General features: G+C 71.9%; 15 protein-coding genes. 12 read left to right on the plus strand and 3 right to left on the minus strand.

Features of this window, described 5'->3' with window-relative positions:
- Positions 1–500 (plus strand): WD40 repeat domain-containing protein (locus tag C3492_RS39630; protein WP_374938425.1); only part of this gene is annotated, 500 nt, incomplete at its 5' end.
- A 493-nt stretch (positions 501–993) separates the two neighbouring features.
- Here the strand turns inward: C3492_RS39630 and C3492_RS39635 are convergent.
- On the minus strand, positions 994–1,353 hold the full coding sequence (locus tag C3492_RS39635; protein ID WP_146075786.1) for a hypothetical protein: 360 nt from the start codon (positions 1,351–1,353) through the stop codon (positions 994–996).
- A 397-nt stretch (positions 1,354–1,750) separates the two neighbouring features.
- Here C3492_RS39635 and C3492_RS39640 point away from each other — a divergent pair, with 397 nt between their 5' ends.
- From C3492_RS39640 to C3492_RS39670, 6 genes are all read left to right on the plus strand, one after another.
- Positions 1,751–3,340 carry a hypothetical protein gene (locus tag C3492_RS39640; RefSeq protein ID WP_103817456.1) on the plus strand — a complete coding sequence of 530 codons (1,590 nt, stop codon included), beginning with the start codon at positions 1,751–1,753 and terminating at the stop codon, positions 3,338–3,340.
- 374 nt (positions 3,341–3,714) lie between these two features.
- Positions 3,715–4,089 carry an SH3 domain-containing protein gene (locus C3492_RS39645; RefSeq protein WP_103817457.1) on the plus strand — a complete coding sequence of 125 codons (375 nt, stop codon included), beginning with the start codon at positions 3,715–3,717 and terminating at the stop codon, positions 4,087–4,089.
- A 115-nt stretch (positions 4,090–4,204) separates the two neighbouring features.
- Complete coding sequence (locus tag C3492_RS39650) at positions 4,205–4,561, plus strand: SH3 domain-containing protein (RefSeq protein WP_103817458.1); 357 nt, start codon at positions 4,205–4,207, stop codon at positions 4,559–4,561.
- Between the two features lie 745 nt (positions 4,562–5,306).
- Complete coding sequence (locus C3492_RS39660) at positions 5,307–6,287, plus strand: GNAT family N-acetyltransferase (RefSeq protein ID WP_181140795.1); 981 nt, start codon at positions 5,307–5,309, stop codon at positions 6,285–6,287.
- 405 nt (positions 6,288–6,692) lie between these two features.
- Positions 6,693–7,973: an MFS transporter gene (locus C3492_RS39665; protein ID WP_103817460.1), complete on the plus strand. Its 1,281-nt coding sequence runs from the start codon at positions 6,693–6,695 to the stop codon at positions 7,971–7,973.
- Between the two features lie 163 nt (positions 7,974–8,136).
- On the plus strand, positions 8,137–8,682 hold the full coding sequence (locus C3492_RS39670) for a hypothetical protein (protein WP_103817461.1): 546 nt from the start codon (positions 8,137–8,139) through the stop codon (positions 8,680–8,682).
- Positions 8,683–8,959: 277 nt separating this feature from the next.
- Here the strand turns inward: C3492_RS39670 and C3492_RS39675 are convergent, their stop codons facing one another.
- A complete protein-coding gene (locus tag C3492_RS39675) occupies positions 8,960–9,856 on the minus strand; it encodes a BlaI/MecI/CopY family transcriptional regulator (protein ID WP_103817462.1) in 897 nt (298 codons plus the stop codon).
- Between the two features lie 742 nt (positions 9,857–10,598).
- On the opposite strand from C3492_RS39675, the gene C3492_RS39680 reads away from it, so the two are divergent.
- The 4 genes from C3492_RS39680 to C3492_RS39695 all read left to right on the plus strand — a co-directional run bounded on the left by C3492_RS39680 (position 10,599) and on the right by C3492_RS39695 (position 12,372).
- Positions 10,599–10,859, plus strand: a complete 261-nt coding sequence (locus C3492_RS39680) for an HNH endonuclease (protein WP_181140796.1) — start codon at positions 10,599–10,601, stop codon at positions 10,857–10,859.
- Between the two features lie 373 nt (positions 10,860–11,232).
- On the plus strand, positions 11,233–11,769 hold the full coding sequence (locus tag C3492_RS39685; RefSeq protein WP_103817463.1) for a YcxB family protein: 537 nt from the start codon (positions 11,233–11,235) through the stop codon (positions 11,767–11,769).
- A gap of 86 nt (positions 11,770–11,855) precedes the next feature.
- On the plus strand, positions 11,856–12,101 hold the full coding sequence (locus C3492_RS39690; protein WP_103817464.1) for a hypothetical protein: 246 nt from the start codon (positions 11,856–11,858) through the stop codon (positions 12,099–12,101).
- 85 nt (positions 12,102–12,186) lie between these two features.
- Entirely contained in the window at positions 12,187–12,372 is a 186-nt protein-coding gene (locus C3492_RS39695; protein WP_030940675.1) for a hypothetical protein, read from the plus strand.
- 73 nt (positions 12,373–12,445) lie between these two features.
- Here the strand turns inward: C3492_RS39695 and C3492_RS46420 are convergent, their stop codons facing one another.
- Complete coding sequence (locus tag C3492_RS46420) at positions 12,446–12,580, minus strand: hypothetical protein (protein ID WP_258056178.1); 135 nt, start codon at positions 12,578–12,580, stop codon at positions 12,446–12,448.
- A 146-nt stretch (positions 12,581–12,726) separates the two neighbouring features.
- Here C3492_RS46420 and C3492_RS39700 point away from each other — a divergent pair, with 146 nt between their 5' ends.
- On the plus strand, positions 12,727–13,593 hold the full coding sequence (locus C3492_RS39700; RefSeq protein ID WP_146075787.1) for a hypothetical protein: 867 nt from the start codon (positions 12,727–12,729) through the stop codon (positions 13,591–13,593).
- The last annotated feature ends 1 nt before the right edge of the window (position 13,594 follow it).

The following is a 13,594-nucleotide window of genomic DNA, read 5'->3' on the forward strand; positions in this document are numbered from 1 at the left end:
TTACTGGCCACACCGGTCCGGTGCTCTCGGTGGCGATCTCCCCTGACGGCACCTGGCTCGCCACCGGCGGCAGCGACGGGTCGGTGCGGATCTGGGACCTGGCCACCGGCACCGAGATCACCCGCCTTACTGGCCACACCGGTCCGGTGCTCTCGGTGGCGATCTCCCCTGATGGCACCTGGCTCGCCACCGCCGGCGGTAACGACTGGTCGGTGCGGATCTGGGACCCGGCCACCGGCACCGAGACCACCACCCTCACCGGCCACACCGAATGGGTCCACTCGGTGGCGATCTCCCCTGACGGCACCTGGCTCGCCACCACCGGCGACGACCGGTCGGTCCGGATTTGGAACACGGGCACCTGGGAGCCTGCGGCAATGATGCGAACCGACAATTCGGTGCGGTGCTGCCGGTGGCTGCCTTCCAGTGCCAGCATCGTCGTTGGCGGCCACGGCGGCATGTACCACTTCCGCTTTGATCCTGGCACTCCGTCGCCGTGACCTTGTCCGCCTGCCGCGCACGGCGGCAACGCGGACCGCATGTAAGGGGCAAGGCCTCGAACAGGTGCCGTGAAAGCCGGACGCCGCTCTCCCCGGGGCGGTGGAGAGGGTGTTGATCATCCGCCAACTGGATGTCATCAAGCCCACCAAAGGGAAGGTGGCCTGGTGGGCAACAGGAGTTCCTGCTTCAGGGGGTGGGCAGACGCGGGCGGACTCCCGCTCGACATCGCTGTGAGTGTGGCCTGCTGGCTGGCCAATCCTCACGACCCGGACTACTGGCGTGCCAAGGCCGGGCTGCCTGCTCGGTAACCAGCTGAGGGAGCCGGCACCCGGCACGTTCATCGGTACCTGTCCGGGCAGGTACGCGCGTCGGTCGGCACAGAGCCGCCACATCGCGCGGGTCCGCCTGCGTGGACCAGTCAACCGCACTCCGGCCCCCGCACCGCCCGTCGGCTACAAGCCACACGCCCGTTGGATGCCCGGTGCGGGCCGATCACGCCAAAGGAAGCTGGCCAAGTGGCCGACCGCGGTCGGCCTGTGCCTCCAGTACAGCGGCCACGTCAGGGCTCTGTGTGAAGGTGGGGCCGTTCCAGTACGCCGGGACCGCCACGGGTGTCAGGCACACCTCGGTGCCGTGGATGCGCGCGGCGTCGAAGAGGGTCTGCATCACCTGCACGCCGGCCAGGTCGAGCGCGCCGAGACGGGCCTGCCACGTCTGGGTGTCCGGGTCGTAAGAGGCGACTTCGCGGAGCCTGGCGAGTTGTTCCTGCCACTGAGGGTCTGCGGCCGGGGCGGTCCGGATGACGACCTCCAACACCCATGCCTGCTCAGCGGATTTCGGCCCTTTGGTCATGCCAGGGACAGTAGACGATGCCACTGACTCCGTACGGTGGCCGACCGGCGTAGTTCGATGAGGGCTACGGTGGCGCAGGTGTCGACACCCGGCGAGCGATGCCCAGTACCGAGCAGGTAGCACATCGGCCCGGCATCCCCCCTCTGCGAAGACCAGTCAGCCCTCCCGAGTGCCGCTCGTACCTTCACTCTCACCCCAGGGCCGCCCCGCGCGAGTCCTCTTCCCCGGGTGTGTCCCGCAGGGCGGGACACACCTGCCGATGGTTGCCTTCCCGTTCCCGTGTGACGGGACCGGCCCGGCGTGCAGGTCGGCGGACCGCGCCCACGCGGCAAGCTGCCGTCAGCCGCCGTCCACGGCCCGCTCGGCGGCCCCACTGCCGAGCAGGAGTCCTCTTTCGATGAGCGAGCAGCCCGCCCCCCTGGCCGATGACTTCCCTGCCTGGCTTGCCGAGCGGGGAGAGGCCGCCTACGCCCTGGCGTGGGTGGCCGAGGGCAGCCAGACGGGCGCCTGGATGGAAGCGGAGGCACCCCGGGTGGGGGAGACGGGGGTCGCCCGCGCCGGTGCCGACCTCACGCGCGTCACGCTGGAGGAGGTCGCCCACGGCCGGGCCGAGACGCTGCGCCGCTGGCTTCAGCTGGACGACGGGGTGCGGCAGCTGGCCGTCGTCACCGCCGAGCCCGGCGGCCTGCGCGAGCACACACCCGGCGAACTGGCCGCCGATCTGATGCACGACCCGGCCGTCGACCAGGCCCGGCTCACCGACATGCTGGCCGGCTGGCTCTACCGGCGCTGCGCCCAGGCGCCGCAGGGCCTGGAGCTCGGGTGGATCGCCGCGGGTGCCGCCTGGACCTGTCACATGCGTGCCCTGGCCGGCTACCCGCCGCCCGCGGTGCTCGACCGGAGCCTGGAACGCGCCGGCGAACAGGACGAGGCCACCGCGGACCTGGTCCTCAGTATTGGGCTGAGGATCGCCGAGCTGTCCGACCGGATGAAGCGCGTCTCCCGCCCGCGCGCCGAGCTGATCGAGGACTGGCACACCGTCGAATCCCTGGCCGCCGACGTCCCGGCACTCAGGCAGACGGCCGACTGGCTCCTCGACCAGATCGCCCTGCGCGACGCGCACGCCCAGCAACTGCGGGCCGTCCTGGAACCGGACATCACCGACTACCTGCGCGACCGGCGAGCCGACGGCGCCCCGCTGGGCCTGCCCGCATCGGCCCTGCCCGTCCCGGCCCTCGACGCGCCGCGCGCCGCGCACCTGGCCCAGGCCCGCGACACCGTCCGCGTCTACACCGCCGCCGCGCACTCCGGACGCGAGCAGGAAGCACAGCAGCTCCTCAACGCCTTCCCGGCCCCCGCCCGACCCCTGGCTGTCAGCGGCCCGGCCGCCGCCTGGCGGCAGGAGGCCGCTACCGCGCAGCAAGCCGTCGACGACCTGGCCGCGCAGCGCGCCGCGATCACAGCCGAGGACAGCACCGACTACATCGCCGACCCCGACCGGCTGCACGCCGCCACCTCCTACCTGGCCGCCCGGGAGGGCCAGCTGCACCTCCTGCACGACGCACTCGGCCGCCTGGTCTTCCCCGCACCGGCCCCCCGCCATCTGCCCGAGGAACTCGCCCCCGTCGCGGCCGCACAGACCCAGCGCCGGGTCATCGAAGCCTTCGGCACCCTTCAGCGCGCGGCACAGGCACTGGACGGCCAGATCCACTACCTCCTCCAGCAGCCGGTGCCCGCCCACCGCCGCACCACCACCGGCACCGAGACCGACCTGCTGACCCGCGCCCGCCACGCACTGGAGGACACCGAGACAGCCGGTACTCCCTTCGACGAGAAGGACATCCGCGCCCGTGTGCAGGCCATAACCCGGCCCGCCGCCCGGTACGGGCCCAGCCCAGCCCAGCTCACCGCCCACGACGAGGCCCACAGCCAGGCCCTGGCCGCAGGTTCCCTCACCTCCCCATCGGAGCGGTGGACGAGAAGCTGAGCACCGTCGCCTCCCGGCTCGTACGGGCCGCCCGGGCACTGACATGGGCCGCCCGCCCGCTCCGCGCGCCAGGGGAGGATCCGGCGCACCTCCCGGCTGCACCGGACCGTTTGACGAACCGCACGCCCGTCGAGCCCTGCCGGCTGCCCGGACAGCCTGCCGCGCCTCGCGGATCCCGCCTGAGGGGAAGGCCCGGCACATCGCGCACTCAGCAGGTGGGAGCCCGGCAGCCGGACGACATCAGCACCGCTTGCGGTCACCAAGGATCGGTGACGTCCGGACACGAGGGTGCTCACCTTGCTGACGGCGCGGGCGGATCCGCCGGCACGCCAGCGAGCCCGGTCCAACTCCCTCCCTACACCAAGGAGTCCCGCGTGACAGTTCACCAGCGCGTCAAACGCTCCGTCGCGGCCGGCATCCTGGCACTGGCCGTCGCCGTCAGCGGCCTCGCCACCGCCGCGACGGCCCAGGCCGCCACCGGCCACACGAAGATCAGCTGCACTGCCGCGAAGATCCGCACGGCGCCCTCGACGACGGCCACCGTGCTGGGCATCGGCTACCGGGGAGACAAGGTCGCCTACGACCGGATGGTCTCGCACGAGAAGAACTGGTGGACCCACGGCACGGTGACCCGGCGCTCCGACGGCAAGAAGGTCCGCGGCTACGTCGTCTACCAGTGCGCCAACCCCCTACGGCCGCTGGCCCGCCCCCCGCCCGTTCTAAAGCCCGTCCAGCACACGCCCGGGTGACCATCAACCACCGCCCCCACCCGGCCACTTGGTGCCGCATCACCGGCACCGGGCGGTCTTGCTCCCCTCCCGGCTGTCATCCGTATCCGCCCCCACGTCCAGCGAGAGGCTTTTCATGATCCGCCGTATCACCACCCGCGCAGCCGCTCCCGCCGTCCTGGCGATGGCGGCGGCCGCCGCCCTGACCGTGACGACCGCCCCGGCCGCGCACGCCGTGGGCGAGAGCAGCAAGTGCAGTGTCAACGTCGGCAACTTCGGCGGCACCGTCGGCAAGAACGGCTGGAACGACCGCACCGGCCCGGGCACCGGATACACCAGCCGCGGCTACCTCTACCGCGGTGACAAGCTGACCGTGCTGTGCAGCCGCAACAGCTGGGTGTTCACCCAGCTCTCGCGCCGTTCCGCGTCCGGTCTGCCCAAAGGCACCAAGGGCTGGATACGACAGGACGGCCTGCAGGAACTGGCCGGCTGACCCCCGCCGCCCGACGCCCCGTCCCCGCCTCTCACCTGCCTGAGCAAGGAGGTCTTCCATGCCCCTCACGCGCGCCCAGCCCCGTCCTGCTCGCCGCCGTTCGCGGCTCGCCGCTCTCGCCGGGGCCACCCTCGCCCTGGCCGGCGGGGTACTGGCGACGGCGCCCACCGCCTTTGCCGTCGGCTCCAGCGGCTGCAACTCCGCGTGGTACGACCTCGACGGTCACATCAACAGCAACGGCGTCAACCTCCGCAGCGGCCCCGGCACCAAGTACGCGGCCAAGGGCCTGCTCGCCAGGAACACCCGCACCTACGGTCTACTGCTACCGGAGCATCCCCCGCCAGCTCTCCTGGGACTACATCAAGGTCACGTCGGGGCCGAACGAGGGCGTCAAGGGCTGGGTGCGCGGCGACCTCAACGACTGGTGGTAAGCCCTTTCCGCGTCAACAGCGCGGACCATCATCAAGCGGCGGCATTCCCTTCGCGCGGATGCCGCCGCTTGCTGATGCCACCGGGTCGCTGCACTGCGCCCGTCTGGAACGCAGCCCGTCCGGCGGAACACCGCACACCGTGATGCCGCCTGCCCTCCCGCACGAGGGAACAGCCTCGGCAAGCCAGACCCGGCCGCTTCACATACCGGGTGTTGTGTCGTTGCATGAGGCCACAGCACTACGCCGGCCGGGCGGCCGGACGTCTTCGAAGCCGTGAGTACTGCGGAAAGGCGGCACTTGACTTCCTTGCGGGGGTGTGGCCCTCTCTGGCGGAGAGGGACACCGCGGCCACCGTGTACCAGGATCCGGACTGGCTGCTGGCATGGGCCCGTCATCTGCCTGCCTCCTGTGAGCCGCTGATTGTGGCGGCCGTGGCCGGCCGGCGGCCCGCTGCGGCTCTCGCCCTGGTCCGCGAGGCCGACCGCACCGGGCGCACGCGCATCACACCGCTGTCCTGGCCCGCGTGCGAACAAGTCCGGCCCGTCGGCGAGAGCAAGGAAGCGGTGAGCGTCCTCGTCCGGCGCCTGCCCCATCTTGCCGACGACGTGCTGATCGCCGATGTGGCGGCCGGCTCTGTCCTGGACCGGCAGGCGTCCAGCCGGTGGGGCCGCCCGCACACACAGACCCTCTACGCCACGCTCGCGCTGCCACTGGACCTGACCAGCCTGTCCCGCTCGACCCGGCGCGACCACACATGCCGCCGCAGGGCCATCGAGGCGCTGGGCGACCGTGTCGGATACCACCGCACCCGCACTACACCCGAACTCCTCGCCGCCTGCGACGTGCTTCAGGCCCTCTTCCGCCGCCGCAACGCACCACGGGCCCCCGCCGCCGGAACGGCCGACCTCGCACTGCCCTGGAGACAGGTCCTCGCGCACTGCGCTCCCACCGCGTTCATCGCCACCCTGACCCTCGACACCCACCCGGTCGCGGCTCAGCTGTGCCTGCGGCGCGGGGACCGCGTCCACTCCGTGATCACCGCGATGGATCCCGCACATGGCGGCCTGGCGCCGGGGCACGCCCTGCTGCACAGGCTGTGCGAGGACCTGACGGACGAGGGGCGCACCCTGCTCGACCTCGGCCGCACGACAGCCGCGGACGGCCAGCGCGCCTACAAGGCCGCCTACGGCGCGCTGTGGACCACCACCCACACCTACACAGCCCCTCCGAACGACCGTCCTCTCGCGCGACAGCCCGCCGCAGCGGCCCACCTGCAGACGGTGGCCCTGCGCTGATCCGTCCGCGCTGCGCCCTGCGTCCGGCACCCCGCCAAGGACGCCGCCGCGGGCCGCCCGCACGGGCACACCGCGCGCGGGTGGCACTGACGGCGCGCCGACCGCCGCCCTGCCGACGCCGCCCCACCCAGCGGGCGAGGTATCGACGCTGTCCCTGGCCGCGCTTGCCCCCCCGGCGGCGGACCCGTGAGGCGGACCGGTGAGGGGGAACGCCGCGCCAGAGGCTGCGACGAGACGCCCGACGCCGACCGCCGCCGGGGAAGCGGCGTTGAGACCGCACTGTGTGCCCTGCTGGGCTGTACCGCCAGCGGCTCCCCCTGCCGCCGCCGCCCGCGCGGCCCCCTGACGAACCGGCCGTGCGGGCGGCTCGCCGCGAGACCCCCGGACCTTTGAGGCAGGCAGGCGATGGCCCACGCGCACGTCCGCGACGTCCCCCGCACCACCGTGACGCCGGGCGCCGCACCACAGCCGTCCTTCCCGAGCCGTCCGGCGGCCACCCGGCCGGCACCGCGCACCACGCCGCCGTCCTTCCGTGACGTGCTGCGGCACCGGTATTGCGGCCGCCTGCTGGTCGCTTCGGTGGCCGGGCGCCTGTCGCTGGGCATGGTGCCCGTCGCCCTGATCCTGGCGGCGCAGGCGGACGGCCACTCTCTGACGAGTGCCGGACTGCTGGCCGCGCTCTACGGCATCGCCCCGGCGCTCGGACTACCGCTGCTGGGACGGCTGGCCGACCTGCGCGGCCTGCTCCTGCCCTGCTGCCTCGGCGCGCTGCTGGTCGCTTCCGTGCTCGGCACCCTGGCCGTCGCGGGCACCGCCCACCTGCCGCCGGCCGCCGTGTGCGTCGCCCTGGCAGGAGCCGGATGCCCACCGCTGGAGGGCGGACTGCGGTCCCTGTGGCACGTAGTGCTGCCCGACGACGCACACGTACGCACCGCCTGCACCCTGGACTCGGCCACCCAGCAGATCGTCTACGTCACCGGCCCCGCCCTGGCCATCGCGATGGCCACCTGGCTGTCCCCGGCTGCGGCCCTCGCCCTGGCCGCCGCCGTCACCGTGGCCGGCTCCCTCTCCTTCGCCACCACCCCACCCGCCCGCACCTGGCACGCCGCACCACGCCGCCGCGAACGGCTCGGCGTCCTGCGCCCACCCGCCATGCGGCCCCTGCTGCTCGCCCTGGTCTTCCTCGGCGCCACGGCCGGGGCCCTCGACGTCGCCGCCATCGCCGTGGCCGGCCGCCAGCACGCCTCCTGGCCGGCGGGCGCACTGCCCGCCGCGTTCTCCGCCGCCGGGCTGCTCGGCGGCGCCCTGTTCGCCCGCCTCCAGCCCGCGAACGGCACCAACCCCCGCGAACTCATGCTGCTGGGCGCCGCATACGCGGCTCTGTGGCTCCCCCTGCTCGCACCGCTCCCCGCCCCCGCGGTCCTCCTCCTGACGCTGCTGCCGGGCGCCGTGTTCGTCCCCCTGCTCACCGTCGCCAGCCTGAGAGTCACCACGCTCGCCCCGCTGGGCACGTCCACCGAGGCGGTCGGCTGGATCTCCAGCGCCATGCGTCTGGGGCTCGCAGGCGGCACCGCCCTGGCCGGCCCGCTCAGCGGCCACTTCGCCGTCCCGCTGACGGCTGCCGCCGGCTGCACACTGCTGCTCTGCGCCCGCCCCGCGCCCGCACCGGCAGCCACCGCCGTGTGAGACGAGCCGCCGCCAGCACCACCAGCATCCGTTCCCGTCTCCCGGTACGCCGGAGGCGATCGCCGCGCCAGCTCTTGGCACACCCCGCCGACACACCGGTCACGGGCCACGGCCCACCCCCAGGCTCCCTGGCATCCCGACCGACGCAGGAGGAAGCAACCCGATGCCCGCGTATCAGCGCACCGCCCTGACCCTGCTGGCCGCCGCTGTCACCGCAACCACGCTCGCCACCGCCACCACGGCCTCCGCCGCCACCACGGCCTCCGCCGCCAAGTACCGCTGCACGACCAGCAGCGCCTCCGTCGACAACCCGGCCTACAGCGGGCCGCTGTCCGACAACTACAACTTCAACGTCTCGCTGTGCGCCAAGCGATCCGGCGGCTACATCTACGCCTACGCCAACGTGAAGTTCGAGGGCCCCGTCTGGTACGTCAACCAGACCGACGTGCTGGACGCCGCCCGCTTCCACCTCCAGATCAAGAAGTCGGTCGCCGGGACCGACCCCGTCGTGAAGTCGGCGAACTACACCGGCCTGGAGTACAAGCTCGAGCACGGCAACACCTGGGGCAACGGCTCCTACAAGACCGGCACGATCACCTACCGGGCGGGCTCGGGCAAGTACCTGGCCGACGGCTTCATCCAGCTGGACTGGAACAACGACGGCAAGGGCTACCGCAACACCTACTTCAACGCCTCCCCGACGGTGTAGCCCACCGCCCGCGCGCCGAGCGGCGGGCAGGCCAGGGACGCGCGGACCTGGCCTGCATCGACCGGCCGGAGCCGCCTGGGCGATCGCCGTGCCGGGCCCTGGCGCATCCGGGCTGCCCGCAGCCTGCCAGGCCCCGAACTGTGCGGGACGGCCAGGGCCGGGATGCCGCGCTGGCCGTCTTCCAGCTCCTGGCCGGCCCTGCCGCTGCCCGGGCAGTTGCGGCGCTCGGCCCGCCGGCCTGCCACAGCCGCCCGGGCGCCCCGGGCCGCACCACAACCTAGACCTGCGCCGGGACCTTGTCGTTCTCGACCTGCTCGGCGCCCACGGTCTCGCCCGTGCTGTCTGCTGAAGCAGCTGCGCTGTCCTGGCCGGGGTGTGCGGTGTACATCACCGCCTTCTGCTGGCGCGACCTCTCGATGCGGCCCTTCTTCACGAGGAGTTCGAGGGTGTTGCGCACCGTTTGGACGGACGTCGCCCGTTCGGGGTGCGCCGCTTTGACCGCGTCGAAGACCTCGCGCACGGTGTGCGGATGTCCCGCAGACTTCAGCAGCAGGAGCAGGACGAGTTCGTGCAGGGCCGGCCCGTCCGCCTTCTTGCCCCCGGTCTTCTTCCCCGGGCCCTGCCCGACCGTGGTCTGTTCCGCCGAAGCCTCCTTCGCCGGAGCCTCCTTCGCCGGGGCCTTCGCCGCGGTGGTCTTCTTCGGCGTGGCCTTCTTCGTTGTGCTCGTCTTCTTCGCGGTGGTCTTCGCCGTGGACTTCTTCGCGGCGGCCCTGTCCTTGGCGGCAGCCTTCTTCCCGGTGGCCGGCTTGTCCTGGGTCTCGGCCCGCTGCGCGGGAACAGGCCGGGGCGCCTTGGCGACGGTCCCGGCCGGTACGGACGGCTCGTCCTGTGACGCGCGCTTCTGCGCGACCGCCGAGGGCGCCTGGTCCGCCACGGCGGCGCCTTCAGCCTCTGCAGCGGGTTCCGCCTCGGATGCTGCCGTGCCCGCCCCAGGCAGCCTGCCCTGGGCCTGAGTCAGCCATGCCTCGTCTTCCTTGAGTCGCTCCAGTCGCTCGTGCAGAGCAGCGATCTGCGCGGTGATCTCGCCCTGCTCCCTGCGGTTGGCGGCGAGATCCTCGGCGTATTGCTGGGCGTACTTGTTCTGGATCGGGGTCTTCTCGGGCTCATCGGCCACGGCGGCACGCTCCTTGCACCTGGGTGTTGCAGCCGGATGCTACTCACCGCACCCGGTGGCGGTCGCGCTGTCGCTTGATCACCACTCCTGCGGATACCAGCTGCAGAACATGCCCGCGAACCGGCCGGTCACCAGCTGCACGGGATGCCCGGCGCCCACCGACTGCCTGACGGAGTCCCCGACAAGGATGGCGAGCCGGGGGCGTGGTGGGCGGTGTGACCGAGTGGGAGCGGCACAGCTCTGACGCCCCGCAGGCCCCATGCCGCCTTCCGGAAGAAGGCCTCGACTCGACCGGTCCTGCTGCCCAATTGTCACCGGTGTGACAGGGCTGAGCCTGATTGCCGCTTCCACCCCTGCCCTTGCACTTCCCTGAACGAAAGCACAGCTCAGGACGGGTTCGTCCAGGAGGGAAGGGGCTGAAGGGGCTGTGTTCTTCAGATAGGTGAGGTCGTGCCGTCGGGCGGTTCCGGCTCGAAGGCGGCAGGCGCTGGTGCAGGGCTGCACCAGACACCGTCCCCGGGCCCGGCCGGTGAGCAGTCAGCGCTCCCCGGCCATGGCATGGCTGCGCTGGGGCGCGCCTCGGCCCCGCTCTCTTCGCCGTGCTCGGCCGTGACCGGATCACGGCCGAACTGCGTGAGCAACTGCCGGGCGGAGGCAGGCACGACATGCCGCCCGGGTGGATGGATCTCTCAACCACGCCGGGCGTGTCGCTCGCACGAACCGCTCAGCTTGAACGGCTGCGGTGCGTGAGGCGTACGCCAACGACCTCGGCGACGACCGCGCCCTGATCGCCGTGTCGGCCGCATCGAACCGGTCGAAGGCGGACCATGACCCCACCACGTGGCTCCCGCTGGCCGCCGGCTATTGCTGCCAGTACGTCACCGACTGGATCGCCGACAAAGTCCGCTGGAGCCTGAGCATCGACCCGGCCGAACACACCGCCTTGGCCGACGTCCTCGACGCATGCCCCATCGACCCCGTCACGGTCACCACCGCGCGCTGACCCCGGGCCGGCACTCGGGGAGCACGGTGCGCGCTGCCGCCGGTCCGTCCACCTTGCCCCTCGACGACGCGCTCCGGCTGGTCCTGGCCTGGGCCAGAGCCGAGCACGCCGGGCCGCGCCTCGGGCACCGTCGCCGAACGCGGGGCCGTGTACCCCGGCGACCATCACACGCCCGCACGGGCACCTCAGCTCGCGGTGCGGCCCTGGCTGCGGTTACAGGCTGACCGGGTCGAGGAGGTGGGGGCCACTCGCTGAGCAGGGACTTCTTGCGACACAGTCCACCTGATCCTGTTCCCAATTAGCGCGCGTCACTGACCCGTTCGCCAGATATCCTCCCCTGGTTCGATCACGAAGATGACCAAGGGGAGGGCTCATGGAGGACCGTGCTGAAACCACGGTGGGGGAGTGCGTCGAACTGGAGTACCAGGTGACGCGAGAGGACATGAGACAGGCACTCAAAGCGCGGGCCAAGGCGTCGGGCCGTGCCCGGCGGACGCAACAGTTCGCTGTGATCGGCGTGGCCGCGTTCGTCGGAACGTCGGCGGTGCCGCTGGTGCAAGGTGAGGCCCCCGACATGCAGTCGCTGGTGATCGCTGGCCTGCTCGTCGTGCTGCTGTTCGTGATACAGCCCTGGCTCATGGCCCGCCAGTTCCACAAAATCGCGTCCCGGAACGGGGCGTACCGCGCCAAGGTCGACGACTTCGGCGCCACCGTCAGCAACGCAGGCGGCTCCAGGCAGCTCAACTGGACCGCCGCCCCGCATTACGCCGAGACCCCCGACACCTTCGTCCTGCTCAGCGGGGACAAGAACGTCTCGTGCCTGACCGTGCTGCCCAAACGCGGCGTGCAGGAACCGGGGGGAGTGGACGGCATCCGGGCTCTGCTGGACCGGCACATCCGCAGGCTCTGACCCAGGGCCTGTCGCCCGGCCCGAATCGGCTTCAGGCGCTGCGCGCCCAGTGACTCTACTTGCCGCCCAAGGACCACACGCTGGCGTTGTGCGTCCCAACCGATCAGACCGAGACGGCCATCCAGGACGGCGCCAGCGTGGCGGGCGACCTCGCCAGCGCGGGCAATGACGCCGGGAGCGGGGCGGAAGTCGGCTTCCGCGGCGGGCCGGTCGGGACCGCGGTCGACGACGTCGTGAGCGGTGTCCCCGGTGGCGACCACGCCCGCTTGGTCGCCGCGCTCTTCGACGGCGACTGGACCACCGAGAACACCGCCCCCGTCGTCCTGGCCTGAACGCCCCACCTCAAGCTGGGTGGTTTCCGGGCCGTTATGCTGCGCCAGTCCGGCGCACCGGCCGCTGAAGGGAAACTGTCCCACCGTGTTCTCGCAAACTCCCGTCTACGACCGCCTCGTCGCCGAACGCGGCGACATCCCCGTCCAGGTTCGCGGCGAAGCGGACCGGATACACCGCGATCTGGCACAGGTACTGCGCCAGACGTCCACCCCCCAGCTGAACACCCCGCAGAGCGTCTTCGAGCCGAAGCAGCCTCCCAGCGCCCTGTAAGAACTCAGGGGCCCGGCGGCGTCGGAACGTAATCCCGCACGCTGAGTCGGCGGCCTGGGGCGGTTGGCGAGCCTCAGGGCAGCAGACGGGCGATGGTGCTGCGCGAGACGTGCGCCGTGTCGTTGACCTCGGTCTGCTCCAGGCCGGCGCCGTTGACTGCCCAGGTGATCAGAGGGTCGCGCGGGTCGCGGGCTACGGTCCGGGCCATGTGGCATCACGCATCCCGGCCCGGGAAAAGACCGGCCGGATCTCTTTCGCTCATCCGGGTCCGGTCCGCGTGAACCCGGCCCGACCCGCTCTCTGCGCTGATGTACTGGCCTTCAACCAGCAACAGGCCGGCGAAGGGGCTGGACAGTGGCGCAGGGCATGAAGCGGGCGGAGGTATGGGAGGACTTCGACTGGGTGGTCTGGCGGCTGGAGGCCCAAGACCCGCAGCAGCTAGCCGGCGAGAACCCGGACCTGGATGAGCGCACCCAGGAGACGATGACGCAACTCGCCACCTCGCTGGGCTGTATCTACGAGCACTGCGTCGACTACGACTCCTATGACAGCGGAACGCCCTACTACGCATGGTGGGTCCGCCTGCCCGCAGCCGAGCACGCCCGGTGCGGCAAAGACGGTCTGCCGCGGGTCCTCGGTCCCATCCGTGAGTACCTTGACGGCCAGCTGCCGCAGGGCCTCACCTGGGAGGTCACACCGGATCGGGAGCTGACGGTGGACCACGCCGCCAGCACGGCCGTGCGCGAGGCGTACGCGGACGTGATCATGCCGTTCGAGCTAGCGCTGATGCCGCTGCGCGCAGACGGCGCCGCCGGCCTCGATCCGCGGGCCAAGGTCTGGAAGTGGGAGGAGCAGCTGCTGGTCGGGACGTTCGACCTGTGGCTGTGCAACGACCCGGACCGCCCCCATGCCTGGCTGGTGGTCAGTGTCGGACTGTGGACCGAGCCGCAGCTGTCCGGGGAAGAGCCCGCCGCCCGGCTCGGTCACTTCGACTTCACCCCGCACCAGCCACTGCTGTTCCTGCCGCGCCCGCCGGGGCCTGCAACCTTCACGGCCCGGGTGACCGGCGGCGCCTTCCCCCGCAAAGGCTCTTCGCGCGCCAAGGCGGCCGACGCGGTCGGCGTGGCCCACCAGTGGACCGCAAACGACCCGGCCGTCCTGGCCGCACGCGTCCGTCGTGATCTCACTACGCTGCTGCCCCATCTGCCCGCACCGCACTGAA

Source organism: Streptomyces sp. Ru62, assembly GCF_002920615.1.
Lineage (GTDB): Bacteria > Actinomycetota > Actinomycetes > Streptomycetales > Streptomycetaceae > Streptomyces.

Bases quoted from the DNA above. Each gene is read 5' to 3' on its own strand.
- C3492_RS39635 (WP_146075786.1), bottom strand. From the start codon at position 1,353: ATGACCAAAGGGCCGAAATCCGCTGAGCAGGCATGGGTGTTGGAGGTC.
- C3492_RS39640 (WP_103817456.1), top strand. From the start codon at position 1,751: ATGAGCGAGCAGCCCGCCCCCCTGGCCGATGACTTCCCTGCCTGGCTT.
- C3492_RS39650 (WP_103817458.1), top strand. From the start codon at position 4,205: ATGATCCGCCGTATCACCACCCGCGCAGCCGCTCCCGCCGTCCTGGCG.
- C3492_RS39665 (WP_103817460.1), top strand. From the start codon at position 6,693: ATGGCCCACGCGCACGTCCGCGACGTCCCCCGCACCACCGTGACGCCG.
- C3492_RS39670 (WP_103817461.1), top strand. From the start codon at position 8,137: ATGCCCGCGTATCAGCGCACCGCCCTGACCCTGCTGGCCGCCGCTGTC.
- C3492_RS39685 (WP_103817463.1), top strand. From the start codon at position 11,233: ATGGAGGACCGTGCTGAAACCACGGTGGGGGAGTGCGTCGAACTGGAG.
- C3492_RS46420 (WP_258056178.1), bottom strand. From the start codon at position 12,580: ATGGCCCGGACCGTAGCCCGCGACCCGCGCGACCCTCTGATCACCTGG.